Genomic DNA, 23,717 nt, shown 5'->3' on the forward strand with positions numbered 1-23,717 from the left:
CCTCAGGAGTATCGCCATGAGCACTGCAATCACCCGTCTGATCGATGAATGGCAGCAGGCCGTGCTGGCCCGTGATATCGATAAAATTGTCAGCTTTTACGCCGACGATGTCGTCGCGTTCGACGCCGTCACTGCGTTGCAATTCAAGGGCCGGGCGGCCTACCGCACGCATTGGGAAGACTGCATGAAGCATTGCCCCGGCCCGGGTATTTTCGAGTTTCATGAGCTGCATATCGTCGAGGCCCCAGAGAGTGCGTTTGCCCATTGGCTGGCCCATTGCGGCGGCGCCGGGCCCGATGGCGTGGTGAAGGCGTGCTGGATGCGGGTGACCGCCGGTTACCAGCGCATCGAGGGTCAATGGCGCGTGGTGCATGAGCATTGGTCGGCGCCCTTCGATATGGGCAGCGGCAGCGCATTGTTCGACCTGAAACCCTGACCGCCACCAACTATAGTCAGTAGTCCGAAAACGGAGACGCCCATGAAATACCTCTGCCTGATCTATAGCGACGAGCAGGTGTTGCACACCTCGCCGGACAGCCCTGCGGACCCTGAGTGTTTTGCCTACGCCGAGGCAATCCAGGCCAGTGGGCGCATGCTCGCCGCCGAGCCACTGGAGTCGGTGAGCACCGCCACCACCGTGCGCATGCGCCATGGCAAGTTGTCGATCACCGACGGGCCGTTTGCCGAAACCAAGGAGCAGCTTGCCGGGTTTTACCTGATCGAGGCCAAGGACTTGAACGAAGCGATCCAGGTGGCCGGTGGCATACCGGCAGCCAGGGTCGGCAGTGTGGAAGTACGCCCCGTGCGTGAATTGAATCTCTGAAAACAACAACCACAAGAGGTTTATCCCATGACAACGCCAATTGCCGAATTTGAACTGTCCATCAGCCGCTTGATCGACGCCCCGCGTAACCGTGTGTTTCGCGCCTGGACCGAACCTGCCTTGTTGCAACAATGGTGGGGACCCCACGGCATGACCACGCCCGAGTGCGAAATGAACCTGTGGGTCGGTGGCCTGTTTCGTACCTTGATGCGCGCACCGGATGGCGCCGAGTACCCGACCCAAGGCGTTTTCCTGGAGATCCAGGCGCCGAGCCGGCTGGTGTTTACCGATGCTTACGCGCCAGGCTGGGTGCCGTCGGGCAAGCCGTTCATGACCGCCGAAGTGACCTTCGAAGAGGTCGAAGGCAAGACGCTGTACACCGCTCGCGCCATGCACTGGAGCGAAGCCGATAAACAGGCGCACGAAGCCATGGGGTTTCATGACGGCTGGGGCCAGAGCCTCGACCGCCTGGTGACGCTGGTGACCCAGGGCATGCCCGATTGACGCCTGAACTCGAGGCGATCTACCGCAGCGAGTCACGCCGCGTGCTCGCCACGCTGATCCGTTTGCTCGGTGATTTCGACCTCGCCGAAGAAGCCCTGCACGAGGCGTTCTTCGTCGCGGTCGAGCGCTGGCAGCGCGACGGTGTGCCGAGCAATCCACGCGCCTGGCTGGTCTCGACCGGTCGTTTCAAAGCCATTGACCGCCTGCGCCGCCAGGCCCGTTTTACCCCCTTGTTGCAGGAGCAGGCCGACGCGCTGGAGGCGGCCGAGTGGAATGAGGACGACGTGGAAGACGACCGCCTGCGCCTGATGTTCACCTGCTGCCACCCGGCGCTGGCGCCTGACGCCCAGGCGGCGCTGACCTTGCGTGAGATCTGCGCCCTCACCACCGAAGAAATCGCCCGCGCCTTTCTCGCCACGCCCACCACCATCGCCCAGCGCATCGTGCGCGCCAAGGCCAAGATTCGCGAAGCAGGGATTCCCTATCAGGTGCCGTCCCGCGACGAATTGCCCGAGCGCCTGGACAGCGTGTTACGCGTGGTTTACCTGGTGTTCAACGAGGGCTATTCGGCGTCCATGGGCGCGAACCTTACGCGGGAGGACCTGACCCGCGAAGCCATTCGGCTGGGACGCCTGCTGGTGGAACTGCTGCCAGAGCCGGAAGTCATCGGCCTGCTGGCGCTGATGCTATTGCACGAGTCACGCCGAGCGGCGCGCACCTCGGCCGACGGCGAGTTGGTGTTGCTGGATGAACAGGACCGTGGGTTGTGGGACGCGTCCTTGATTGCTGAAGGCTGCGCACTGGTGGAGCAGGCGTTGAGCACACGGCGTTTTGGCCCGTATTGCCTGCAAGCCGCCATTGCGGCGGTGCACGCCGAAGCGTCGAGCGCGGGGGAAACGGACTGGCCGCAGATTGTCGGGCTCTACGACGTGTTGCTCAGGGCTGTGCCGTCGCCGGTGATCGAGTTGAACCGCGCGGTGGCGCTGGCCATGCGCGATGGGCCGTGGGCAGGGCTGCAGGCAGTGGAAGCGATTTTTGCGCGAGGCGAGTTGCTGGATTACCACTGGGCACATTCGGCGCGCGGGGAGTTTTGTCGGCAGTTGGGGCGTACCGAGCAAGCCTGTGCTTCGTACGAAAAAGCCCTGTCACTGACTCAGCAAATCCCAGAAAAGCGCTTTTTAGAGCAGCGCCTGGCCGAACTCAAAACCATCAGACCATAAGGATCAACACTGTGGGCACTGGCACGCCTGCGATAACGGTGTATCAGCCAACAGATTGACAGCCTGACACCTCGCCATCGCCGGCAAGCCTGCGCCCACATTCAACAGGGGTGTTTGCAGTTTTTTCGGTTAAGGCTGCTGACGAGTAGCCGCCAACACAATCTCACGAATGCACACATGCTGCGGCTGCTGGTAGGCGTAGGCAATCGCCGAAGCCACATCATCGGCGCTCAACACGGTGCCGCCCATGTCCTGTTTCCAGGCTTGGTAGCCGGTCTTGATCGCCTCATCAGTGGTGTGGCTGAGCAGTTCAGTTTCCACCGCACCCGGCGCAATGGTGATTACCCGCACGTTGCTTGGCGACAATTCCTCGCGCAGGTTTTCCGAAATCCCATGTACCGCGAACTTGGTGCCGACATACGCGACATGGTTCGGGAAGGTCTTGCGCCCGGCCACCGAGCTGACGTTGATGATCGTGCCGCCCTTGCGCGCGACCATGCTGCCGGCCACCGCATGGATACCGTTGAGCAAGCCTTTCACGTTGACGTCGAGCATCTGCTCCCACTGCTGCGGGTCTTGCTCGCTGACGGCGCCCAGCAGCATGACCCCGGCGTTGTTGATCAGCGCGTCGGCCGGGCCGAATTGCGCCTCGGCTTCTTTAACGGCGGCAACCAGTGCGGCGCGGTCGGTGATGTCGACGCCGCGGTTCAAGGTGTTTGGCAGCGCCAGGTCGTTCAGGCGCTCTATGCGCCGCGCCAGCAACAGCAGTGGGTGGCCGGCGGCCGACAACAGGCGGGCGGTGGCTTCGCCAATACCGGAACTGGCACCGGTGATGATGATCAGTGGCTTGCTCATGAATGCACTCCTGGAATAAGAAATATCGATAACTGAACGGTCGGCGCAGTATATTTACCGCCGCCGAGGCTGAAAAATGCCTTATTCCTCTGTCTGCCATCGGATAAAGCTATGGATGTGCGTCACCTCAGGGCCTTTCTCGCGGTGTTCGAAGAACGCAACATCACCGCGGCCGCCCAGCGTTTGTTTATCAGCCAACCAACGCTGTCGGTGACCATCAAGCAGCTGGAAGACGAACTCGGTGTGGCGTTATTTGTGCGCCAACCGCGGGGTGTAGAAGTCAGTGCCGAGGCCCGGGTGCTGTACCCGCAGGCGCGGCGCATGGTCGCTGAAGCGGACGCCTTGAGCGGTTTGTTTCGCGGGCGCGAAAACCGCATCGCCCTGGAGCTGGGCGTGGAGGGCGATATTGCCGAGAGCCAGATCGAGACTTTCCTGCGTATGGCGCACCACGGCCTGCCGGGTTTGCTGCTGACCTTGCAGGAAGGTTGCGAAGGCGACGGGCGCTTGGCCGTGGAGGAAATGTGCTGCGAGGACGAGCTGTTCCTGCCGCTTTGGGAGGAGTCCTACGTGATGGCATTGCCCGAGGCACACCCGATGGCACACGCCGGTAAAGCGCAGGCCTGGGCGCCGATTGAGGACTGGATCACCTGCCCACAACACGATTCGCACCAACGCTTGATGGCGCTGTACGGCCGTTCGCCGCATGCAGTGGCCGGGCATGCCGGTTCGTTGACCCAGGCACTGCACATGGTCGCGGCCGGTGTGGGCGTGGCGATGTTGCCGCAGTCGATGGCGGCCGAACGGGCCGGCGTGGTGATTCGCGAATGGCACCTGCCGGCACCGACGCGGCGCGTGGGGTTGTGCTTTGCCGCGCAGGCGTTGGAGCTGCCTGCATTGCGCGCCCTGCATGAATATTTCCAGAACAATCGGCCGCCACAGCTCTCTGCGGCGTGACACAAATCTCCTGTTCGAAGCAGTTCCAATGTGGGAGCGGGCTTACTCGCGAAAGCGGTGTGCCAGTCAGCGCATTTTTTACTGACCCACCGCCTTCGCGAGCAAGCCCGCTCCCACATTTGGATCTCTATCGGCTGCAAGTAATCACTCCAACATCTGCCCCAACATCCAACTCCCCGCCGGCCCCGGCGGGTGCTGGCGTGACCACAGCGCATCCACCGCCACCGAACGTGGCCAACTGCGCACCTCAAGTTCCACCAGCCCGGCATTCCCAAATCGCTCCACCAGCCAGCGCGGCAGCGCCGCCCAGCCGAAACCGAGCTGGGCCATTTCCATCAGCATCAGAAAACTCGGCGCCGACCACACACGGCCGGTCGGGCGGGTTTCGTTGGGGTTGATGATGCTGGCCAGACGCAATTCGCGGTGTTGCTGCAAGGCCTGCGGGTCAAGGTTTTGCACGTTGGCCAAAGGATGAGTGGGGGCCACGAACACGGCGATTTCCGTACGCTCTGCCACGGGCGCGCGGGTCAGGTCGGGCGGGTAAACCTCCTGGGCTTCGATCAAGGCAATCTGCGCGCGGCCGCTTTGCACCAGGGCGATCAGGTCTTCGCATTCGGCGATCAGCCATTCCAGCTCCAGGTCCGGGTAGCGTTGTTCAAACGCTTTAAGCGCGAGCTCGAAACGCTCCGACTGATACGTATCGGACATGGCGATACTCAACTTCGGCTCCAAACCCATTGCCAACTGGCTCGCCGCCAGCTCCAGGCGGCTGCTGGCTTCCAACACCTGCTCGGCCCGTTGCAATAACACATGGCCGGCGGGCGTGAGCGTTGGCTTGCGGCTGCTGCGATCAAACAGCACCACGTCCAGGTCAATCTCCAGACTCGCGACCGCCGCGCTTACGGTGGACTGGCTCTTGCCTAACTTGCGCGCCGCGGCGGAAAACGAGCCTTGGGTGGCCGCCTGGACAAACGCCTGCAGCACTTCATGAGAGGCCATGACTATCGCCTTGATCGATGGTTATTAGTTATGAAGTATCGATTCAAAGGGTAATCATGGCAACCGTCGTCACTCACGGAGCCGGGTCATGAACCCTACCAAGTCGATTACTGAACGTGTTTGCCAGGCCATTGGTTTTGAAGGTTTGGCGTTGTTGATCTGTACCCCGTTGCTGGCATGGATCATGGACAAGCCCGCCCTGGAGATGGGCATGGTCACCCTGGCAATCAGCCTGATGGCGCTGACCTGGAACGTGATCTTCAACGGCCTGTTCGATCGCCTCAAGGCACGCTGCAAGCTCGCCAACAACGGCTGGACGCGTGTGCTGCACGCGCTGATGTTCGAGGGCGGCCTGATTCTGGTGTGCGTGCCGTTGATCGCCGCGTGGCTGAACATCAGCCTGATGCAGGCGTTTATTCTCGACATCGGCGTGCTGCTGTTCTTCCTGCCGTACACCTATGTGTATCACTGGGGCTATGACGTGCTGCGGGAAAAGTTCTTACAGCGGCGGCTGGTCAGCCAAGCTTGAGCGAGGCGACAAACTCCAGAAACGCCCGCACCTTGGCGGCGGGCAAATGCCGCGACGGGTAGTAGGCGTACAGCGGAAAACGCTCGTCCGGCCAGTCGGGAAACAACTCCACCAGGCTGCCGGCATCGAGCGCCGGCGTGAGGCCCAGGTCGAGCATTTGCGCCACCGCGTGCCCGTGTTCACACACGCTGTATAACGTGCTGGCGTCGTTGACCACCAAACGACCGTCGGTGCGCACGATCACCTGCTCGCCCTTGCGGTGGAACTCCCAGGCAAACGGGCGCCCGGTTTGCGAGTCGCGAAAGTCCAGGCACATATGCCCGGTTTCCAGGTCTTGTGGCGTGGCCGGTCGGCCGTATTGCTCAAGGTAAGCGGGAGAGGCCACGGTGAGCACGCGCACTTCCATCAGTTTGCGCGCGATCAGCGAGGAGGATTGTGGGATGCCGAAGCGAATTGCCACGTCAAAACCGTCGGCGACCAGGTCGCCGAGTTGGTCGCGGGTGTGCAAGTCCAACTGCAGTTGCGGGTAGCGCCGCATGAAATCGCCCAGCACCGGGCCCAATACCAGGCGCGAGAAGTACGGATCGATGTTCACCCGCAAGCGCCCGCGCACGGTCAATGCACTGTCGGCGGCGGAGCTGGCGGCTTCTTCAAGACCGGCCAGCAACGGCGCGATTTGCTGGTAAAAGCGTCGACCTTCGTCGGTCAGTTGCACCGAGCGCGTGGTGCGGTCGAACAGGCGAATCCCCAGGCGCTTTTCCAGGCGCGAAATCGCCCGGCTGACCCCTGAGGGCGTCATGTCCAGGCTGTCGGCGGCGCGGGCAAAACTGCCGCTGTCGACCACGGCTGCCAATACGCCCATGCCGCCGGCCAAACCTGGATCGAAACTCATCGGTGATTGCCTGTCTGTGACTTGAAGGCATTGATGCTAGCGCACAATGCCTACAGAAACATGCCGCCCGACGCTTCGATGCGCTGCCCGGTGATCCAGTTGCTGCCATCGGCCAGCAAGGTCGAGATCGCGCCGCCGATGTCGTCTGGCAAACCGGCACGGCCCAGCGCGGTGTTGTTGGCGACCATTGCGTTGACGTCCGGGTTGTCGCGCACTGCGCCGCCGCTGAAGTCGGTGGCAATGGCGCCCGGTGCCAGGGTGTTGACGGTAATGCCGCGCGGGCCCAACTCTTTGGCCTGGTAGCGCGACAGCACTTCAACCGCGCCCTTCATCGAGGCATACGCCGAATACCCTGGCAGGCTGAACCGCGCCAGGCCGCTGGAGATATTGATGATGCGCCCGCCATCGCTGATCAGCGGCAGCAACTTTTGCGTGAGAAAAAACGGCGCCTTGAAGTGGATGGCCACCAGGCGGTCAAACTGTTCTTCGGTGGTTTCGGCGAAGCTGGCGTGAGCGCCGATACCGGCGTTGTTGATCAGAAAATTGAAGTGATCCTGTGCGAAAACATCCTTGAGTACTGTGCTGACCTCGCCGACGAAGTCATTGAAGGTGCCGCTTTGGCTGACATCCAGTTGCAACATGGCAGCACGGCCACCCAGCGCTTGAATCTGTTCCACCACCGCTTGGGCTTCAGCTGCGGCGCTGTGGTAGGTGCCGATGATGTCGACGCCCTGTGCCGCCAGGTGCAGCGCTGCGCTTTTGCCCAGGCCGCGGCTGGCGCCAGTGATGAGTGCGATTTTACGAGTCATGGTGCAGTCCTCGTGTGTGATCAACGGGACAGAGTGTATTTGTCCGCTTGTAACGTGATAAACAGGGCGCTATCGGAATCACTGGCCGGATAAGGCGAACAATCCCATGAACAAGCTTGAGCTGTTGCGCACCTTCGTGCGGGTCACCGAACTGTCGAGTTTCACCCAGGCGGGCGAGAGCCTGGGGCTGCCGCGCTCCACGGTGTCCGAGCACGTGCAGGCACTCGAAGAATTACTCGGCGCGCGCCTGTTGCAGCGCACCACGCGCAAGGTCCAGGCCACTCAGGACGGGCGCGTGCTGTATGAGCGCAGCAAGGATTTGCTGTCGCACATGGAAGAACTTGAAGGCCTGTTTCGTCAGGATGAAGCGCAACTGACCGGGCGCATTCGCGTGGACATGCCCAACGTCATGGCGCGGGACCTGATCCTGCCGCGCCTGCCCGAATTCATGCACGCCCACCCCTTGATCGAGCTGGAAATCAGCACCACCGACCGTCAGGTAGACCTGCTCGCCGAAGGTTTCGACTGCGTGTTGCGCGTCGGCGCGCAGCCTGATCAGTCGGTGGTGGCGCGCCTGCTGTGCAGCATGCCGATGATCAACTGCGTCAGCGCCGAGTATGTTCGGCGCCATGGCAAGCCCGAGACCCTGGCCGACCTGGCGCATCACCAATTGGTGCATTACGTGCGGCCATTGGGTTCGCGTTCGCCGGGGTTCGAATACCAGCAGGGCAACAAAGTGCACCGCGTGCCGATGGCCGGGCGCGTCACGGTCAACAGCACCGATGCCTACAAGTCGGCGTGCCTGGGCGGTTTTGGCATCACGCAGGTGCCGGTCCTGGGAATTCGCGATTTACTCGAGCGCGGTGAACTGGTGGCCGTGTTGCCTGACTACCCCGCGCCGGCGTTGGACGTGTCGTTGCTCTATGCCGGGCAGCGGCATTTGCCACAGCGCGTGCGGGTGTTCATGGATTGGCTCGCCGCCACCGTGCAAGCCCAGATTTAACGCCGCGCCGACAACTGCTGCGGTGCCAGGAAAGCATCGTGGAAGTAATCCCGAAACGCCTGCATCGCCGGTGTGAACGCGCGCTCGCGGTGCCAGGCCAGGCCGACGCTCATGGGCGTCACCGGGTCGGTCACGGTCAGCGTCTCGATGCGCTTGCCTTCCAGGGACCAGGGCCGGTGCACCAGGTCCGACAGAATCGCCACGCCGCTGCCATTGGCAACCATGCTGCGCACCGCCTCCACCGAGCTGGTGCGCAGCCGCACCCTGGGCGTTTGTCCGGCCTGTTCCCAGTAGCGCATGGCGCTGTGTTCGGCCTCGTCGACGGTGAGCAGGATGTAAGGTTCCTGCGCCACATCGGCCAGGCTCACGGCGCCGCGTTCGCACAACGGGTGGTGGCTGGGCAGCCACAGGCGGCGTTCCGAATTGAACAGGATCTCGGAGACGATATCCGGGTGAGTGAGGTTGGCGGTGAGCACCACGGCCATGTCGAATTGACCGTCGAGCAGGCCGTGTTCGATGGCCTGGCGCTCCTGCTCGAACACCTCGATGGTCACGTCCGGGTGCCAGTGTTCCATGCGTTGCAAGTGATGCGGCAGGAAATAGCCGAGCACCGTGTAACTGGCCGCCACGCGCAGCACGCCGCTGGCGCGGTAATCCGGCAGCGGGCTGTTCAGCGCGTCGTCCACGCTGCGCACAATCACATAGGCACGGTTGAGAAAGTGCCGTCCGGCATCGGTCAGGTTCATGCCTTGGGCCGAACGCACAAACAGCTGCACGCCGAGCATGGCTTCCAGTTCCTTGATCGCCGTGGTCACCGCCGACTGGGAGATGTTCAAGTGAATGGCCGCCTGGGAAATCTGGCCGATCTCGGCAGTAGCGACGAAGTAGCGAACTTGGCGCAAGGTCAGGGACATGGTTTTATCTGATTTTCAGAAGATGGGCCATCTGATAATAGATCTTCCCAAGGGGTCAAGCGCCAGCCTACTTTCCTGGCATCACCTTTGGCGGAGCGACACCGATGCAGGCAGTGGATTTCAATTCAGACATGGGCGAAGGCTTCGGCCCCTGGACCATCGGCGATGGCGTGGATGCTGAACTGATGGCTTACATCAGCTCAGCCAACATCGCCACCGGCTTCCACGCCGGCGACCCCGGTACCATGCGCCGCACCGTTGCGCGCGCCAAGCAACTCGGCGTGGCCATCGGCGCGCACCCAGGCTTTCGTGACCTGGTGGGGTTTGGCCGTCGGCATATCAACGCACCGGCGCAGGAACTGGTGGACGACATGCTCTACCAGCTCGGCGCCCTGCGCGAAATCGCCCGCGCCCAAGGCGTGCCCCTGCAACACATCAAGCCCCACGGCGCGCTCTACATGCACCTGGCTCGCGACGAAGAGGCCGCGCGCTTGCTGGTGCAAAACCTGCAACTGATCGAACCGACATTGTTGCTGTACTGCATGCCCAACTCGGTGATCTGGCGCGTTGCCAAGGAACTCGGGCAGCCTGTGGTGCGCGAGTTTTACGCCGACCGTGAATACGACCTGACCGGCTCCATCGTGTTTACCCGCCATGTGCGGGCGCTTGACCCTGCAACGGTCGCGGCGCGGGTCTTGCGGGCTTGTCAGACGGGGTTGGTGCGCACGGTAGAGGGCGAAGACCTGCCTATCGCATTCGACTCCATCTGCCTGCACAGCGACACGCCCGGCGCGCTGGAGTTGGTCGAGGCCACCCGCGAAGCGTTGGACCGGGCGGGCATCGTAGTCACAGCGGCGAGTGGACGTGTCGGGGCGAGAGGACTCTCTGAGGGCGAGCGGGCTTGCTGAGACAACCGGGCTTACTGAGGTAGCCGGGCTTACTGTGGCGAGCGGGCTTGCCCCGCGTTGGGCGGCGAAGCCGGCCCAATAAACGCCGCGTCGTGTCAGGTAGCACCCGGTCGCCTGATTTAAGGGCTGCTGCGCAGCCCAACGCGGGGCAAGCCCGCTCGCCACAGTAAGCCCACTGACAACAGTAGGCCCACTGACCACAGTAAACCCACTGGCAACAGTAAGCCCGCTCGCCACAACAACATGCGCTCACCCCAACAAAAAGCATGCACACACACATTATTTTTTGCCTGCCTTTCTACAATGATTCCAAGAGGAACAGACATGGCTGAAACGTCCCCCATCCGCTACAGCTTCGGCGGTGATGAACACTTGTTTGCCGAGGTCAGCGACAGCATGTCCCTGCAGGCCTTTTTCAAAGGCATGGCCGTGACCCGCGCCGTGGAGCGTCTGGCGCTGGACGGCGTATTGGATGTGTGCCTGGCCAATGCGTCGTTTCAGATTCGCTTCGACCCCGACCGCATCGCGCCACACGTGCTGCTCGACGCCGTGCAAAGCGCCGAAGCCCAGGCCGTGGCCGAGCGCACGTTGCACACGCGCATCATTGAAATCCCGGTGCTCTACAACGACCCCTGGACCCACGAAACGCTGATGCGTTTTCGCGACCGTCACCAAGACCCCACGGGCACGGACCTGGAATACGCTGCGCGCATCAACGGCCTGGCCGATGTCGACGCGTTTATCGCCGCCCACAGTGGCGCGCCGTGGTTTGTGTCGATGGTGGGCTTCGTCGCCGGCCTGCCGTTCATGTTCCAGATGGTTGAGCGCGAACGGCAATTGCAGGTGCCCAAGTACCTGCGCCCGCGCACCGACACCCCCAAATTGACCCTCGGGCATGGCGGCTGCTTTGGCTGTATTTACTCGGTACGCGGCGCCGGGGGTTACCAGATGTTCGGCGTGACCCCGGCGCCGATCTACGACCCGGCGCAGCAGTTGGCGTACCTCAAGGAGCACATGGTGTTCTTCCGCCCCGGAGACATCGTGCAGTTCAAACCGCTGGACCGCGACGCCTATGACCTGGCGGTCGCCGAGGTGGACGCGGGGCGTTTCGACTTGCGCATCCGCCCGGTGGAATTTTCCCTCGACGCCTTTGTTGCCGACCCCGTTGGCTATCCGAAAACCCTGCAGGAGGCGCTGGCATGATCAAAGTCATCAAACCCGGCCTCGCCACCTCTGTGCAGGACCTTGGTCGTGAAGGCTATTACCACTTGGGCATCCCGCCCTCGGGTGCGCTGGACCAATACGCCTTGAGCGCGGCCAACCACCTGGTGGGCAACCCGGTGGGTGCGGCCGGCCTGGAATGCACCTTGATCGGGCCTGAGCTGCTGTTTCAACAGGACGCGTTGGTGGCGCTCAGCGGTGCGCTGATGGCGCCGCGCCTGGACGGTGACGTGGTGCATCAGGACACCGCGTTCCAGGTGCGCGCCGGGCAGGTGCTGCGCTTTGAATTTCCCAAGGCGGGCGCGCGCACCTACCTGGCGGTGGCGGGCGGCATTGATGTGCCATTGGTACTCGGCAGCCGCTCGACGTACACCCTCGGCGCGCTCGGTGGGTTTCAGGGACGGCGCTTGCAGGCGGGCGATGAACTGCCGATCGGCCAGGACTTTGGGCTGGGGCGTGCGGGCAACAGTTTGCCGATGGCGCTGCGTCGCTCAGTCGGCGGCGATGTGACCTTGCGTGTGGTGCCGGGGCTGTATTACGACCGGCTGACTGACGGCGCGAAAAGCAGCTTTTTTGCCGAACCGTGGACAGTGGGCTCCGAGGCGGATCGCATCGGCTATCGCTTCAAGGGCGGCAGCGCGTTGAGTTTTCAGCCGCGTGAGCAGCCGTTTGGCGCGGGCTCGGACCCGTCGAATATCGTCGACAGTTGCTACCCCATTGGCTCGATCCAGGTGCCGGCGGGGTTGGAGCCGATTGTGCTGCACAGGGATGCGGTCTCGGGCGGTGGCTACGCGATGATTGGCACGGTGATCAGTGCGGATCTGGATTTGATCGGGCAGATGCAGCCGAACCAGCGGGCGGGGTTTGTGGCGGTGACGCTTGAGGAGGCATTGGAGGCGCGGCGGGTGTACAAGAAGCGGCTGAAAATAATGGGCGGTTTATTCACTCCCTGAAAACACATAGGACCCATGTGGGAGCGGGCTTGCTCGCGAAGGCGGTGTGTCAGCCAGCCTATTCGGTACTGACACACCGCCTTCGCGAGCAAGCCCGCTCCCACAGTTTTTAACAGTGTTGTGTCAGAACAGTTGGGTGAACAGCCAGTACAAACTGCCCGACAACAGAATCGCCGCCGGCAACGTTAGCACCCAGGCCATCAGCAAATTGCGGATGGTCTTCATCTGCAACCCCCCGCCATTGGCCACCATGGTCCCGGCCACACCGGACGACAGCACATGAGTGGTCGACACCGGCAACCCGAACATGTCCGCTGCGCCAATCGTCAGCATCGCCACTGTCTCGGCCGAGGCGCCTTGGGCATAGGTCAGGTGGGTCTTGCCAATTTTCTCGCCCACCGTCACCACGATGCGCTTCCAGCCAACCATGGTGCCCAGGCCGAGAGCGATGGCCACGGCGATCTTCACCCACAGCGGAATAAAGCGCGTGGAATTGTCGATCTGTTCCTTGAACAGCTTCAGCTTGCCTTGGGTGTCGGCGTCGAAGCTGCCGACCTTGTCCTTGTCCATCAGGCGAATGGTTTCGCTGGTCAAGTACATGTCGTTGCGCACGTTGCCTACCGCTTCGGCAGGGACTTTGGCCAGGGAGCCGTAGCCTTTGACTTCGTCACCTATCTGGCCTGCCAGGGCGGCGAGGGCGGGTATCAGTTGCGGGGTGGCTTCCTTGGTGCGCACGTAGGTCGACAGGATCGGCCGTGGGTCGCCCGGCAGTGCTTGCGGTGCGCTTTTCATCAAGGCGACCTGGGTCACCTCGGCCACTGCCGCAAACTGCAACGACTGCTCGGCCGGCATGGTGCGGTTCAGCGCGTAGGCCATTGGCAGGGTGCCGACCAGGATCAGCATGATCAGGCCCATGCCTTTCTGGCCGTCGTTAGAACCGTGAGCGAAGGACACGCCGGTGCAGGTGGCGATCAGCATGCCGCGAATCCACCACGGCGGCGGGGTGTCGCCCTTGGGCGCCTTGTACAGCGAGCGATTTTTTACAAAGGCGCGCAGGGCCAGCAACAGCAAGGCGGCAAACGCGAAGCCGATCAGCGGTGACAGCAGCAGCGCATAACCAATCTTGATCGCCTGGCTCCAATCGACGCCGCTGGTGCCGTCACGCCCGTGCATCAAGGCGTTCGCCACGCCGACGCCGATGATCGAGCCGATCAGGGTGTGCGAAGACGAGGCCGGCAGGCCCAGCCACCAGGTGCCGAGGTTCCACAGGATCGCGGCGATCAGCAAGGCGAAGATCATCGCGAAACCGGCCGAGGAGCCCACTTGCAAAATCAGCTCGACCGGCAGCAGGGCAATGATGCCGAACGCCACGGCGCCGCTGGACAGCAGTACGCCGAGGAAGTTGAAAAAGCCCGACCACACCACTGCAAAGTGCGGCGGCAGCGAGTTGGTGTAGATCACCGTCGCCACTGCGTTGGCGGTGTCGTGGAAGCCGTTGACGAACTCGAAGCCCAGGGCGATCAACAGCGCCACGCCGAGCAGCAGGAACGGTGTCCAGGTGGTGACCACCGTGCCCAGCTCGTGCATGTCGTGCATCAGGCTGTAGGCGGTAAACAGCAGGCCCATGGCGAGCACGGCGAAGAAGATGATCACCGTCACCAGGCCGGGTTTCTTGTCCAGCCGTGGTTTGGGGTCTGCGTGTGAAGCGGTGGTGGAGGCAGTCAGGGAAGGGGTGGCCATGCCGGAGCATCCAGTGTGGGGAGGATGTCGTTGATGATCATTGCAGAATGTTACAGAGATGCTGCGGTAAGTCAGTGTTTAGGGAATTGGACGTGCCACTGGTCTACAAACGTCCACAAAAGTAATGTCAGAGTGCAATCAATGTGGGCGCTGGCTTGTGTGGGAGCCGGGCTTGCCCGCGATGCAGGCACCTCGGTATTTCACAGACACCGGGGTGATGCTATCGCAGGCAAGCCCCCACCGTTTTGTAGCATTCCACGGTCAGTAGTCTTTGCGCTTTCTAAAGGCCCAGCGCCCGGCTATCAAGGTGAACGTGGCCACCAACGCCACCAGAATCCAGAAGCCTTCCGGGTCAGTGGAGAGCGGCACGCCGCCCACGTTCATGCCGAAAAAACCGGCAATGATGTTGATCGGCAACGCCAGCACTGTCACCACCGTAAGGGTGAACAGCGTGCGGTTGCTTTGTTCATTGAGGTTGGCGGCGATCTCTTCCTGCAACAATTTGATCCGCTCACCCAGGGCCATCAGGTCGTTGATGATCAGCGCAAACTCCTCGGTGGATTTGCGCAATTCCTTCACGTCCTCCTTTTGCAGCCACTGCGGCGGGCGATTGAGCAGGCGCAGCAACGAGCCCGGTTCCAGCGCCAGCAGGCGTTGCAGGCGCACCAGCACCCGGCGTGCGGCACCCAGTTCGGCGCGGTTGGTAGACAGGCGCGAAGACAGCAATTGGTCTTCGATGTGGTCGACGCTGAGGCTGGTCTTGCGCACGATCTGGGTCAGCACCTCGCCCTGGTCGCGCAACAAATGCACCAGCAGCTCCAGCGGCGAGCGAAAGCGTTCACCGGCTTTTACCGACGAGCGCAATTTGTCCACCGAATGCAACGGTTGCAGGCGCGCACTCACCAGCAAGTGGCTGCGGGCGCACACCCACAGCGTGGAAATATCCGAGGAAACCATGCTGCTGAAGTTGAACACCACGTCGTTGACCACCGCCAGCAAGGCCGAGTCAACGTGTTCGATGCGCGTAGAACGTGAACCTTCGTGCAAGGCTTCGAAAAACTCTTCCGGCAGCGCCAGATGCGTCTGCATCCAGCGCTCGCACGCGGCGTGCGCCAGGTTCAGGTGCAGCCAGAGAAATTCATCCGGGTTGTGCGGCGCCTGCAAGGCTGCGAGCGCCGTGGCCGAATCAATCTGCTCGCCCTTTTCGCCGGGTCGAAAACGAAAACCGTAAAGCAGGCCAAACAGATCGGGATCCTGATGGCCGTGGTCGATGCTGTGGTTCATGGAGGCTCGCAGAGAAAGCGCCTGTAGGACGTTTCACAGGTTCGCGTGGGCGAATCATTGCAAGGCCGGATGACGATTTTGTGACGGTATGAAAACGAGTTCAGCGAGTTTTCAGTGTGAAGGTGAAGCGCGTGCCATTTTCTGCGCAGGACGATACCTGCAGCTGTCCGCCGTGGGCATCGGCAATCTGCTTGACGATATACAAACCCAGGCCGAGGCCGGCTTGTGGCGTGTCCCTGAGCGGCCGCGAGTAGGGCTGAAAGAGCCGAGGCAACGCCAGTTCGTCGATCTGGCCGGGGTTCTTCACGGTCAGCGTGAAGTGGTCATGCTCAATCCGCGCCGTGACCTCCACCGGGCCGTCGTGGCTACCATGATGGATGGCGTTGGCCACCAGGTTGGAGAGCAATTGCGCCAGCCGATCGCGGTCGCCGTAGACGCCACGCAGGTCGCCGATATCGGCCTTGATCAAGCGTTGCGGGTGCACGCTTTGCACTTCGAAGACCACGTGTCGAAAAGCGTCCTGCAAATCCAGGCAATCATTGAGGTGCAGCGGAATGCCGCTGCCCATGCGCCCGCGAGCGAAATCCAGTACATCTTCGACCAGTTGCGACGCGCGCCGGCCACTGGCGAGGATGTGCCGTACGAGCGGGTCGGTCGCCGCGTTGGGGTGTTTGCGCAGTAGCCGCTCGGCACCGAAGTTGATGGCGAACAGCGGGTTGCGCAGGTCATGGCCGAGCACGGCGATGAATTGCTCGCGCAGTTCGGCCGTGCCGCGTTCTTCCTGCAATTGCGCCTGGGTATCCTGCAAATCCTCCTCGGCTTCGATCTGCAAGGACAGCACCCGGGCGAACGACTCCATGGTCGATTGGATCGTGCTGCTGCGCAGCTGCGCCGGGTTGGGGTCCAACGCGCAAATAGTGCCGAAAAAGCGCCCGTCAGTGCGGAACACCGGCACCGAGATGTAGCTTTCAAACTGGTACATGCGCGGGGTGTGGTGGTCGTGGTAGCGCGGGTCTTCGCTGGCCTTGTCGATCACCACGGAGACGTGGGAACCCCGGATTTCGTGACAGATAGTCGTGGAAAGGTCCAGCTCGCCACCCACACCGAGGCCGAACTCCAATTGATCGAGCACAGCGCAGGCGGTCCAGGTGTCCTCGGTCACGCGCGCCACGGCGGCAAAACGCAGGCCGGTCATGTCGCTGATGACTTTGAGCATCGCAGGTACGGCACTGATACGGCCAATAGTGGCGATGTCGGCGGCTTTCTGCCCCATTCAGCGGTCTCTATAGGGAGGAGGGTGGGCGTTGTGCCCACGTTAATGGTGGGATTCTAGCGACCTTGCGCGTTGTAGGTGTAATTTCATTAACTATGTGGGTACTTTTCCTGCCTCTGGCTTTCCAGCGCGCATAAAAAAACCGCGCCACTTAAAAAGTGGCGCGGTTTTTTTGGCGGTTGACTCAAGTGTCTTGCTTGTTTTCCAGCACCGCGCCGGTCTTGGCGTCGAGCTTGACTTCAAAGCGCTTGCCAGCGGTGTCGGTCACGTCAACTTCGTAAACCAGTACACCGTTTTTGTGGTCCAGCTCGGTGTCGGTGATGCTGGCGCCGGGATGAGTGGCCACGGCGGCGGCGTTGAGTTTCTCGAACGGCATGACTGCACCGGATTTGAGCAGGCCTTCAATGTGGTCCGGACGAACGTCCGCCTGGGCCAGGCCGGCAGTCAGGGTCAGGGCGGTAGCGGCAAACAGGGCGGTCAGGGTTTTCATGGTGTGTCCTTCTGGGTGAGCTGTTTAAGTGGCGCCAGATTAACCAGCGCAACTTAATTCATCCTTAATGGCGAACCGACACCTATTGCGGCCTGACGCTTAGTACCCGTTGTCCTTAAGCAGGTCTTGCACACTCGACGACGGCCAGCGCTTGTAGAACTTCAGCAGTTCGGCGGCGCGGTTGGTGAAGATGCCATCGACGCCAGCGGCCATCACTTTCTCGAAGTCCACCGGTTCATCGACGGTATAGACGTGCACCAGCAAGCCTTTGTCGTGGGTCAGCTTGTTCATTTGTGGCTTCACCAGGTCGGTGTAGCTCTGGTCGCCATGGTTGGTCAGTTCGGCCGATGGGCCGGTGCCGATGGCGCCGAGGCTCTTGGCTTCGTCGACCCACTTTTCAAACTCGGCAGCGTCTTTCGGCTCTTGCTTGGCGTAGTAGGCCGCTTTGGTGGTCTCGCCGGATTCGGCGAATGTCTGCGCGGACTTCGGCTCGATGCTGCCTGGGCCGACCCACAGCAGCAGGATTTTCGGGGTGTTGGGCATTTCTTTCTGCAGCTCTTTCAAGCTGTCTTTTTCAAACGTTTGCAGCACGACGCGGCCCTTGCCCTGGCCGACGCCCGTGTTGCTCTTGCCCAGCTTGGAGCCGGCAGAGCTCAACCAGCCCTTGTCCAGCAGCTTGTTTTTCAGGTCGGCTTCGATGCCCGGAAATTGCTTGGGCTCTTTGGTTTCGATGTACAGGCCGGGTTTGTGCTGCGGGTTGCCTTCGGCGATCTTGATGATTTCGTCCAGGCTCTGGATTTTCAGGCCGACGAACGCTGGGCGCGCACGATCCGGGTAGGCGGCGTTGAACCAGCTGCCAGCGTCCAGGGTGCGCAGTTCGGCCCAGGTGAACTCGTTGGCCGGGGCGTCTTTGCGCTCGGGGAACTTGGTGGCCACGTCGGTGGTGCGCTGCAGGTTGTTGTCGTGCAGGGCGAACAGCACGCCATCTTTACTGCGCTGCAGGTCCATTTCCAGGTAGTCGGCGCCCAGGTCGCGAGCGAGCTTGTAGGAAGCCGCGGTGGATTCGGGAGCGTCGTAGGAAGCGCCACGGTGCGCAATGACGGCCGGGTACGGAATGCCTTCGTTTGTTGCCAATTCAGCCGGGCTGATCGGGTCGGCAGCCTGTGCCTGGCCAAGGCCGAGCATCAGAGCGAGCAGCAAGGCGCTCTTGGTAAACGTGACAGGCATATGCGAAGTCCTTTCGTGGAGGTAACTTTGAGAAGGCGTCCTTTTTAACAATTGATTGCGAAAGGCGCTATCACCAAACCGACATTAAGGTGCTCAGGCGCCATTTTTCTGGGTTTTTTTGTGCTGTGTTGCAGTATTCTTGGCCGCAGCTGCCCCGTCAGAGGGCCGTAATTTCTGCCACGCGTGTAAACCATCTTTCCAGTCCCAGTGGGACTTTTCAGTGAGGTTTACCATGCGCATCACTTCAGAACTCATCTGCCAGGCCGCCGACCAACTCCACGGTTTTGTCGGCCTGAACCGCAAAACCGGCCAGTACATTGTGCGTTTCAGCGAAGATGCCTTCGGCATGGACGTGGCCGATGACGGCATCATTCCTACTGCTGAATTTGTCTGGCTGCCGGCCGCCGACCACGCCATGACCCTGTCGCGCGAACGCCTGCAGTTGCTGCTGGACCAGAACATCGACGACCGCATCAACATCTCCGAGCCGTTGCGCGTGTACATGCGCCGGGTCGAAATCCCGCAAATCAGTGCGTTGCGCAGTTTGGTCAGCTAAGCACCTGTTGTTTTGCAGGCAATCAAGATCAGAGGTGGGAGCTGGCTTGCCTGCGATGCAGACGACGCGGTCTTTGGGTGGAACCGAGTTGATGCCATCGCAGGCAAGCCAGCTCCCACCGGGGCACGCATGTCACTTCTGGAAGGTGTAGGCCCGCTCCACCTTGCACACCCGCGTGTGAAACGCCGAGTACCAGATGGCGCGGCCTTGCTCACGCACTTCGCGGTGCTCGGCCTGCTGTTTCCAGGCCAGGATCGCCGCCTCGCTTTCCCAGTAGGACACGGTGATCCCCAAGCCGTCCTCGCGCGCCGATTCCACCCCGAGAAACCCCGGTTGTTCACGCGCCAGTTCCAGCATGCGGGCGGCGGCCTGGCCGTAGCCTTGATCGCCCTCGGTGCGCACTGAGCTGAAAATCACTGCGTAGTAGGGCGTGGCGGGAGTGATGGCGATCATCGTGACAACTCCAGACAGGCCTTGAGCAGAGCGATCGCCAAGGGTGGCGTGACGTGTTTGAGCGCGGCACGTTCCGGTTGGAACAGCGTGGCGACGAAAAACGGATGGTCGAGCAATTCGATGGCGCGCAGATCGCCGGCCGAGTCGTGGCCGCTGGGGATCAGGTCGCTTTCCAACAGTGCGTTGGCGAACTCGGGGTTGATGCCGTAGCGGCAGCGATAACTCTCGTGGATATCCAGCGTGCCATAGGCCTCGGCGATGCGGGTGTAGGGCGCCAGACGCACGGTGTCCGTGGCCTCTACCCGCGCGCAACTGAGCGGTGTGATCACCGCACGCTTGGCGTGCGGGGCCAGCTCGCCATGTTCGGCATCCGCCCAACCCAGCACGTTGCGGGCATATTCCAGCACCGCATGCTGAAAACCGCCGCACGTGCCGAGGAAAGGGCGCTTATGTTCGCGGGCAAACCGGATCGCCCGCAATGCGCCGTCGGTGTCGCGGTAGGGGCTGGCGGGCACACACCAGAAACCGTCGAACGCATGCAATTGAGGGGTGGGCGTGATCGAGTCCGTGTCGAGCCATTGCACGTGAACGTTCAGGTTCAAGGCGTCGGCCGCCTGTTGCAGCGCCACGGGGATGGCCTGGTGCGCGGTGACGTCGGGGTTGTAGTCGCCGATCAGGGCAAGGTGCAAGGTGCTGGCTTTCATCGGGTACGCCTCATGGCTTGTTGTGTCCTGGTGCCCACTATAGATTGGCGCTCACGCAATCAAAATTGGCGTTCGCCCACATGCTCAATGCAGCCACGCACTATCAAATCGACTATCCCGACCTCTCGCTGATCCTCGCCCTGGTACGCGGCGGCACCCTGGCGCGCGCGGCGGCGCTGTTGCGGGTGGATGTGTCCACGGTGTTCCGCGCGGTGCGCCGGCTGGAAGCCGCCTTGGGCCAGACCCTGTTTGAAAAAAGCCGCGCCGGTTACCTGCCCACCAGCCTGGCCAGCAACCTGGCGCAGCAGGCCGAGCACGCCGAACAAGCGTTGGAGGCGGCGCGCATTGGCGTGGAGCAGGGCGGCGAAGTGATCAGCGGCACTGTGCGCCTGACCTGTACCGACTCGGTGCTGCAAGGTTTGCTGCTGCCGGCGCTGGCGCGGTTCATGCCCGACTACCCGGCGTTGACCCTGGAGTTGAGCACATCGAATGATTTCGCCAACCTCAGCCGCCGCGATGCCGACATTGCCCTGCGCCTGACCAAGACGCCGCCGGAGCACCTTGTCGGTCGTTGCCTGGGCACGGTCGCATATCAAGTGTGTGCCAGTGCCGATTTTGCTCGCCAGCACGCAGGCCGCGAGTTGGCCGACCTGCCGTGGATCGCCCCGGACGACTTCCTGCCCGATCACCCCACCGTCGCCTGGCGCCGCGAGCATTTGCCGGGTGTGCGTCCCAGCTATCGCTGCAACAGCATGTTGTCGGTCACCGAGTTGGTACGTGCAGGCCTGGGCGTGGCGGCGCTGCCGGATTTTCTCTTGGGCGATGGTGTGCAACCACTGGGGCCGGCGTTGGCCGCACGGAACACCGCACTGTGGCTGCTGACGCGTCCGGATTGCCGGGCGTTGCGTTCGGTGGTCACGTTGTTTGATGAGCTGGGGCGGCATGTGCGGTTGCCGTGAACGGCATCTTTTGTGACTGGCGGGATAGTTGTGGCGCGCGCGGCTTGTTGTAGCGAGCGGGCTGCTGTGGCGGTCTTGTTGTGGCGAGCGGGCTTGCCCCGCGTTGGGGCGCGAAGCGGCCCCAGATAGGCCAACGCGATGCTTCAGGTAAACCGCGGTGTCAGGTTTTGGGGCTGCTTTGCAGCCCAACGCGGGGCAAGCCCGCTCGCCACAGCAGCTCGCTCGCTACAACAAGCCCGCTCGCCATAACAGGCTTTCCTTAAGGCAACTGCGTTGCCCTCAGGGTTTACGCATGAACTGCTCATGCATCTCGCAGGTCAGGGTCTCGATACGCTCGGTCAGTTGCTTGGTCATTTCTGTCAGGCGGGTGTTCTGCTCCAGCAGTTCCAGCAACTGCTTGGTGGTTTGTTCGGCTTGGGCCTGGCGCTCGGTGTTGGCGATGGCCAGCGCTTCGCGGTGCTGCGCATCGGCGTCGGACTGGGCTTTGTCGCGGGCGGCCTGGCGTGTCTGGGCCAGCAGGATCAGCGGCGCGGCATAGGCCGATTGCAGGCTGAAGGCCAGGTTGAGCAGGATGAACGGGTACACGTCGAAGTGGGTGATGCCGGTCATGTTCAGCACCACCCACAAGATCACGATCGCGGTTTGCGCGCCGAGAAAGGTGGGCGTACCAAAGAAGCGCGCGAACGCTTCGGCCTTGAGCGCAAAGGTGTCGTTGCCGAAGGTCGGCGCCAGGTGGGCGTGGCCTCGGTGGAAACGCAGGTGATCGACGGGGGCTGCTTCTGGCTTGTCTGGGGTCATGGCGGGCTCGAATCCTTGGCGTAAAGACTAGTCAGCACTATAGACCGAGCCCCTGGGCAGACACATGAAGATCAGGTCAGTTGTTGCCCCGCTCATTGGCAAACGCGCTCACCGCCTGCACAGCCTCGCCCGTGCCTTCGCGAATCTGCAGGATCACCGTGCCGGCCTGGTTGGCCAACTCCACACCTTGAGCGGCGCGGTCGCGAGTCCCTTCCATGCTGTCGATGGCTTGGCGGGTTTCCTCCTGGATCATCGCGATCATGCCGGAGATTTCCGCCGTCGAGCCGCTGGTGCGTGCCGCCAGTTGCCGCACTTCGTCGGCCACCACGGCAAAGCCCCGGCCTTGTTCGCCAGCGCGCGCCGCTTCGATGGCGGCGTTGAGGGCCAGCAGGTTGGTCTGGTCGGCGATGCCGCGGATGGTGTTGACGATGGCCGTGATCTGCTGCGAACGCTCGCCCAGCTTGGCGATCAGTTGCGAGGAGCCATCGATGTCGGCAGCAATCTCGCGCATGCCGCTGGCGGTTTGCTGGATCACATCGGCGCCCTTTTCGGCGATATCCCGAGTGTTCAGCGAGATGTGATAAGCCTGGGCAGCGCTGGCGGCGTCGGCGGCATGCTGCTGCACTCTGGCGGTGATGTCGGAGGCAAACTTCACCACTTTGCACAGGCGCCCGCTGGCGTCGTACACCGGGTTGTAGTTGGCCTCCAGCCACACCGTCTGGCCGTTTTTGTCGATGCGTTCAAACTGGCCGTTGAACAGTTCGCCCTGGTTCAAGCGCTTCCAGAACTCACTGTAGGTCGAGCTGTTGGCCAGGTCCGGCTTGCAGAACAGGCGGTGATGCTTGCCCTGGATCTGCGCCAGGCTGTAGCCCATGCGCTGCAGGAAATTTGCATTGGCGGTAATGATGGTGCCGTCGAGGTTGAATTCGATCACCGCCATGGCCCGGTCGATGGCACCCAACTTGGCGTTGGCTTCGCTTTCGGCCTGCAGGCGCGGGGTGACGTCCATGGCGTATTTCACCACTTTGATGACCTGGCCGGTGTGATCGCGCACCGGGTTGTAGCTGGCTTCCAGCCATACCGATTGGCCGTCGCCGCCGACGCGTTCAAAGGTGCCCGACTGAAATTGGCCATTACGCAGCTGCGTCCACAACTGGTTGTACTCGGCACTGCGCGTGAACGCGGGGGTGCAGAACATCCGGTGGGGCTGGCCCTCGATCTGTTCGGCGCGGTAGCTCATGGTCTTGAGGAAATTCTCATTGGCCCGCAGGACGGTGCCTTGCAGATCGAATTCGATCACCGCCATGGAGCGCTCGATGGCATCCAGCAAGCTGGCTTGTTGGGCGTTGGTGTGTTGCAGGGTGTTGATAGTTTTTTTGTGGGCGTTGAATAGCATGTTCGAGAGCTCGGGGAAGCACGCGTCAGAGGTATCCATGAATATGCGCCTGCCCCCGTAGGGCACCAGGCCTTACGGTTGACTTGCTCATTGTCAGCTTCCTTGTGCTGACAGAGGGGGGTTGAACAACGGGTTCAGAGTGATCGGCCGGCCAAGAAGTTCGCCTTCAGGGCGGTGGCATCAATGAGTAGGCGACCAATGGTGGCATTATGCTTCTGCAGCAGTGCGGCGGAAGAGAAATCAGACGAGGTGT

The 23,717-nt window shown here is 62.0% G+C and carries 26 protein-coding genes; 12 read left to right on the forward strand and 14 right to left on the reverse strand.

The window, feature by feature from the left end:
- The first annotated feature begins 16 nt into the window (after nucleotides 1-16).
- The 4 genes from AACV02_RS20200 to AACV02_RS20215 are packed head-to-tail and all read left to right on the forward strand — an operon-like array spanning nucleotide 17 to nucleotide 2,547.
- Entirely contained in the window at nucleotides 17-436 is a 420-nt protein-coding gene (locus tag AACV02_RS20200; protein WP_119741530.1) for a YybH family protein, read from the forward strand.
- Nucleotides 437-478: 42 nt separating this feature from the next.
- The gene (locus AACV02_RS20205) at nucleotides 479-823 is read left to right on the forward strand and encodes a YciI family protein (RefSeq protein WP_106578483.1); all 345 of its coding nucleotides are present in this window, start codon (nucleotides 479-481) and stop codon (nucleotides 821-823) included.
- Between the two features lie 27 nt (nucleotides 824-850).
- Nucleotides 851-1,327, forward strand: a complete 477-nt coding sequence (locus tag AACV02_RS20210; protein WP_106578484.1) for an SRPBCC family protein — start codon at nucleotides 851-853, stop codon at nucleotides 1,325-1,327.
- The gene (locus AACV02_RS20215) at nucleotides 1,324-2,547 is read left to right on the forward strand and encodes an RNA polymerase sigma factor (RefSeq protein ID WP_119741532.1); all 1,224 of its coding nucleotides are present in this window, start codon (nucleotides 1,324-1,326) and stop codon (nucleotides 2,545-2,547) included. The genes AACV02_RS20210 and AACV02_RS20215 overlap by 4 nt, the downstream gene beginning before the upstream one ends.
- Nucleotides 2,548-2,676: 129 nt before the next feature.
- Here the strand turns inward: AACV02_RS20215 and AACV02_RS20220 are convergent, their stop codons facing one another.
- Nucleotides 2,677-3,402 carry an SDR family oxidoreductase gene (locus AACV02_RS20220; protein ID WP_106578486.1) on the reverse strand — a complete coding sequence of 242 codons (726 nt, stop codon included), beginning with the start codon at nucleotides 3,400-3,402 and terminating at the stop codon, nucleotides 2,677-2,679.
- Between the two features lie 111 nt (nucleotides 3,403-3,513).
- On the opposite strand from AACV02_RS20220, the gene AACV02_RS20225 reads away from it, so the two are divergent.
- Entirely contained in the window at nucleotides 3,514-4,356 is an 843-nt protein-coding gene (locus AACV02_RS20225) for a LysR family transcriptional regulator (protein ID WP_119741534.1), read from the forward strand.
- 144 nt (nucleotides 4,357-4,500) lie between these two features.
- On the opposite strand, the gene AACV02_RS20230 is transcribed toward AACV02_RS20225, so the two are convergent.
- Complete coding sequence (locus AACV02_RS20230) at nucleotides 4,501-5,355, reverse strand: LysR family transcriptional regulator (protein WP_119741536.1); 855 nt, start codon at nucleotides 5,353-5,355, stop codon at nucleotides 4,501-4,503.
- A gap of 88 nt (nucleotides 5,356-5,443) precedes the next feature.
- On the opposite strand from AACV02_RS20230, the gene AACV02_RS20235 reads away from it, so the two are divergent.
- A complete protein-coding gene (locus AACV02_RS20235; protein ID WP_106578489.1) occupies nucleotides 5,444-5,884 on the forward strand; it encodes a multidrug/biocide efflux PACE transporter in 441 nt (146 codons plus the stop codon).
- Here AACV02_RS20235 and AACV02_RS20240 read toward each other — a convergent pair.
- A complete protein-coding gene (locus tag AACV02_RS20240) occupies nucleotides 5,871-6,776 on the reverse strand; it encodes a LysR family transcriptional regulator (RefSeq protein WP_106578490.1) in 906 nt (301 codons plus the stop codon). The two genes, AACV02_RS20235 and AACV02_RS20240, sit on opposite strands and share 14 nt — an antisense overlap.
- Before the next feature lie 50 nt (nucleotides 6,777-6,826).
- Nucleotides 6,827-7,585, reverse strand: coding sequence for an SDR family NAD(P)-dependent oxidoreductase (locus AACV02_RS20245; protein WP_106578491.1), 759 nt, complete (start codon nucleotides 7,583-7,585; stop codon nucleotides 6,827-6,829).
- Between the two features lie 106 nt (nucleotides 7,586-7,691).
- Here AACV02_RS20245 and AACV02_RS20250 point away from each other — a divergent pair, with 106 nt between their 5' ends.
- Nucleotides 7,692-8,588: a LysR family transcriptional regulator gene (locus AACV02_RS20250; protein ID WP_119741538.1), complete on the forward strand. Its 897-nt coding sequence runs from the start codon at nucleotides 7,692-7,694 to the stop codon at nucleotides 8,586-8,588.
- On the opposite strand, the gene AACV02_RS20255 is transcribed toward AACV02_RS20250, so the two are convergent.
- The gene (locus tag AACV02_RS20255) at nucleotides 8,585-9,502 is read right to left on the reverse strand and encodes a LysR family transcriptional regulator (RefSeq protein WP_119741540.1); all 918 of its coding nucleotides are present in this window, start codon (nucleotides 9,500-9,502) and stop codon (nucleotides 8,585-8,587) included. The two genes, AACV02_RS20250 and AACV02_RS20255, sit on opposite strands and share 4 nt — an antisense overlap.
- A gap of 104 nt (nucleotides 9,503-9,606) precedes the next feature.
- Here AACV02_RS20255 and AACV02_RS20260 point away from each other — a divergent pair, with 104 nt between their 5' ends.
- From AACV02_RS20260 to AACV02_RS20270, 3 genes are all read left to right on the forward strand, one after another.
- Entirely contained in the window at nucleotides 9,607-10,410 is an 804-nt protein-coding gene (locus AACV02_RS20260; RefSeq protein ID WP_119741542.1) for a 5-oxoprolinase subunit PxpA, read from the forward strand.
- Between the two features lie 324 nt (nucleotides 10,411-10,734).
- Nucleotides 10,735-11,613 (forward strand): 5-oxoprolinase subunit B family protein, encoded by an 879-nt coding sequence (locus AACV02_RS20265; RefSeq protein WP_119741544.1) that lies wholly within the window; start codon nucleotides 10,735-10,737, stop codon nucleotides 11,611-11,613.
- Nucleotides 11,610-12,584, forward strand: a complete 975-nt coding sequence (locus AACV02_RS20270) for a 5-oxoprolinase subunit C family protein (protein ID WP_119741546.1) — start codon at nucleotides 11,610-11,612, stop codon at nucleotides 12,582-12,584. The genes AACV02_RS20265 and AACV02_RS20270 overlap by 4 nt, the downstream gene beginning before the upstream one ends.
- Before the next feature lie 123 nt (nucleotides 12,585-12,707).
- On the opposite strand, the gene AACV02_RS20275 is transcribed toward AACV02_RS20270, so the two are convergent.
- The 5 genes from AACV02_RS20275 to AACV02_RS20295 form a co-directional block, all read right to left on the reverse strand.
- Complete coding sequence (locus AACV02_RS20275; RefSeq protein ID WP_119741548.1) at nucleotides 12,708-14,324, reverse strand: inorganic phosphate transporter; 1,617 nt, start codon at nucleotides 14,322-14,324, stop codon at nucleotides 12,708-12,710.
- Between the two features lie 261 nt (nucleotides 14,325-14,585).
- Complete coding sequence (locus AACV02_RS20280; protein ID WP_106576083.1) at nucleotides 14,586-15,608, reverse strand: transporter; 1,023 nt, start codon at nucleotides 15,606-15,608, stop codon at nucleotides 14,586-14,588.
- 100 nt (nucleotides 15,609-15,708) lie between these two features.
- On the reverse strand, nucleotides 15,709-16,881 hold the full coding sequence (locus tag AACV02_RS20285) for a GAF domain-containing sensor histidine kinase (RefSeq protein WP_106576084.1): 1,173 nt from the start codon (nucleotides 16,879-16,881) through the stop codon (nucleotides 15,709-15,711).
- A gap of 184 nt (nucleotides 16,882-17,065) precedes the next feature.
- Nucleotides 17,066-17,371, reverse strand: coding sequence for a PepSY domain-containing protein (locus AACV02_RS20290; protein ID WP_106576085.1), 306 nt, complete (start codon nucleotides 17,369-17,371; stop codon nucleotides 17,066-17,068).
- Between the two features lie 99 nt (nucleotides 17,372-17,470).
- Entirely contained in the window at nucleotides 17,471-18,598 is a 1,128-nt protein-coding gene (locus AACV02_RS20295) for a glycerophosphodiester phosphodiesterase (RefSeq protein ID WP_106576086.1), read from the reverse strand.
- 232 nt (nucleotides 18,599-18,830) lie between these two features.
- Here AACV02_RS20295 and AACV02_RS20300 point away from each other — a divergent pair, with 232 nt between their 5' ends.
- The gene (locus AACV02_RS20300; RefSeq protein WP_119741550.1) at nucleotides 18,831-19,154 is read left to right on the forward strand and encodes a DUF2025 family protein; all 324 of its coding nucleotides are present in this window, start codon (nucleotides 18,831-18,833) and stop codon (nucleotides 19,152-19,154) included.
- Nucleotides 19,155-19,286: 132 nt separating this feature from the next.
- On the opposite strand, the gene AACV02_RS20305 is transcribed toward AACV02_RS20300, so the two are convergent.
- Together AACV02_RS20305 and AACV02_RS20310 are read right to left on the reverse strand one after the other, a co-directional pair.
- Nucleotides 19,287-19,607, reverse strand: coding sequence for an antibiotic biosynthesis monooxygenase family protein (locus tag AACV02_RS20305; RefSeq protein ID WP_119741552.1), 321 nt, complete (start codon nucleotides 19,605-19,607; stop codon nucleotides 19,287-19,289).
- On the reverse strand, nucleotides 19,604-20,311 hold the full coding sequence (locus AACV02_RS20310) for a CTP synthase C-terminal region-related (seleno)protein (protein ID WP_119741554.1): 708 nt from the start codon (nucleotides 20,309-20,311) through the stop codon (nucleotides 19,604-19,606). The genes AACV02_RS20305 and AACV02_RS20310 overlap by 4 nt, the downstream gene beginning before the upstream one ends.
- 80 nt (nucleotides 20,312-20,391) lie before the next feature.
- Between AACV02_RS20310 and AACV02_RS20315 the strand changes: the two genes are divergently transcribed.
- Nucleotides 20,392-21,270, forward strand: a complete 879-nt coding sequence (locus AACV02_RS20315) for a LysR family transcriptional regulator (protein ID WP_119741556.1) — start codon at nucleotides 20,392-20,394, stop codon at nucleotides 21,268-21,270.
- A 279-nt stretch (nucleotides 21,271-21,549) separates the two neighbouring features.
- Here the strand turns inward: AACV02_RS20315 and AACV02_RS20320 are convergent, their stop codons facing one another.
- Together AACV02_RS20320 and AACV02_RS20325 are read right to left on the reverse strand one after the other, a co-directional pair.
- Nucleotides 21,550-22,068 carry a DUF1003 domain-containing protein gene (locus AACV02_RS20320; RefSeq protein WP_119741558.1) on the reverse strand — a complete coding sequence of 173 codons (519 nt, stop codon included), beginning with the start codon at nucleotides 22,066-22,068 and terminating at the stop codon, nucleotides 21,550-21,552.
- A 76-nt stretch (nucleotides 22,069-22,144) separates the two neighbouring features.
- A complete protein-coding gene (locus AACV02_RS20325) occupies nucleotides 22,145-23,464 on the reverse strand; it encodes a methyl-accepting chemotaxis protein (protein WP_119741560.1) in 1,320 nt (439 codons plus the stop codon).
- Between the last annotated feature and the right edge of the window lie 253 nt (nucleotides 23,465-23,717).

The sequence above is a fragment of the Pseudomonas sp. Larv2_ips genome, assembly GCF_963879675.1.
GTDB lineage: Bacteria > Pseudomonadota > Gammaproteobacteria > Pseudomonadales > Pseudomonadaceae > Aquipseudomonas.

Bases quoted from the DNA above. Each gene is read 5' to 3' on its own strand.
- AACV02_RS20255 (WP_119741540.1), bottom strand. From the start codon at position 9,502: ATGTCCCTGACCTTGCGCCAAGTTCGCTACTTCGTCGCTACTGCCGAG.
- AACV02_RS20210 (WP_106578484.1), top strand. From the start codon at position 851: ATGACAACGCCAATTGCCGAATTTGAACTGTCCATCAGCCGCTTGATC.
- AACV02_RS20280 (WP_106576083.1), bottom strand. From the start codon at position 15,608: ATGAACCACAGCATCGACCACGGCCATCAGGATCCCGATCTGTTTGGC.
- AACV02_RS20290 (WP_106576085.1), bottom strand. From the start codon at position 17,371: ATGAAAACCCTGACCGCCCTGTTTGCCGCTACCGCCCTGACCCTGACT.
- AACV02_RS20200 (WP_119741530.1), top strand. From the start codon at position 17: ATGAGCACTGCAATCACCCGTCTGATCGATGAATGGCAGCAGGCCGTG.
- AACV02_RS20310 (WP_119741554.1), bottom strand. From the start codon at position 20,311: ATGAAAGCCAGCACCTTGCACCTTGCCCTGATCGGCGACTACAACCCC.
- AACV02_RS20285 (WP_106576084.1), bottom strand. From the start codon at position 16,881: ATGGGGCAGAAAGCCGCCGACATCGCCACTATTGGCCGTATCAGTGCC.
- AACV02_RS20275 (WP_119741548.1), bottom strand. From the start codon at position 14,324: ATGGCCACCCCTTCCCTGACTGCCTCCACCACCGCTTCACACGCAGAC.
- AACV02_RS20235 (WP_106578489.1), top strand. From the start codon at position 5,444: ATGAACCCTACCAAGTCGATTACTGAACGTGTTTGCCAGGCCATTGGT.
- AACV02_RS20225 (WP_119741534.1), top strand. From the start codon at position 3,514: ATGGATGTGCGTCACCTCAGGGCCTTTCTCGCGGTGTTCGAAGAACGC.
- AACV02_RS20320 (WP_119741558.1), bottom strand. From the start codon at position 22,068: ATGACCCCAGACAAGCCAGAAGCAGCCCCCGTCGATCACCTGCGTTTC.
- AACV02_RS20270 (WP_119741546.1), top strand. From the start codon at position 11,610: ATGATCAAAGTCATCAAACCCGGCCTCGCCACCTCTGTGCAGGACCTT.
- AACV02_RS20250 (WP_119741538.1), top strand. From the start codon at position 7,692: ATGAACAAGCTTGAGCTGTTGCGCACCTTCGTGCGGGTCACCGAACTG.
- AACV02_RS20245 (WP_106578491.1), bottom strand. From the start codon at position 7,585: ATGACTCGTAAAATCGCACTCATCACTGGCGCCAGCCGCGGCCTGGGC.
- AACV02_RS20240 (WP_106578490.1), bottom strand. From the start codon at position 6,776: ATGAGTTTCGATCCAGGTTTGGCCGGCGGCATGGGCGTATTGGCAGCC.
- AACV02_RS20300 (WP_119741550.1), top strand. From the start codon at position 18,831: ATGCGCATCACTTCAGAACTCATCTGCCAGGCCGCCGACCAACTCCAC.
- AACV02_RS20265 (WP_119741544.1), top strand. From the start codon at position 10,735: ATGGCTGAAACGTCCCCCATCCGCTACAGCTTCGGCGGTGATGAACAC.
- AACV02_RS20295 (WP_106576086.1), bottom strand. From the start codon at position 18,598: ATGCCTGTCACGTTTACCAAGAGCGCCTTGCTGCTCGCTCTGATGCTC.
- AACV02_RS20260 (WP_119741542.1), top strand. From the start codon at position 9,607: ATGCAGGCAGTGGATTTCAATTCAGACATGGGCGAAGGCTTCGGCCCC.
- AACV02_RS20220 (WP_106578486.1), bottom strand. From the start codon at position 3,402: ATGAGCAAGCCACTGATCATCATCACCGGTGCCAGTTCCGGTATTGGC.
- AACV02_RS20230 (WP_119741536.1), bottom strand. From the start codon at position 5,355: ATGGCCTCTCATGAAGTGCTGCAGGCGTTTGTCCAGGCGGCCACCCAA.
- AACV02_RS20205 (WP_106578483.1), top strand. From the start codon at position 479: ATGAAATACCTCTGCCTGATCTATAGCGACGAGCAGGTGTTGCACACC.
- AACV02_RS20305 (WP_119741552.1), bottom strand. From the start codon at position 19,607: ATGATCGCCATCACTCCCGCCACGCCCTACTACGCAGTGATTTTCAGC.
- AACV02_RS20315 (WP_119741556.1), top strand. From the start codon at position 20,392: ATGCTCAATGCAGCCACGCACTATCAAATCGACTATCCCGACCTCTCG.
- AACV02_RS20325 (WP_119741560.1), bottom strand. From the start codon at position 23,464: ATGCTATTCAACGCCCACAAAAAAACTATCAACACCCTGCAACACACC.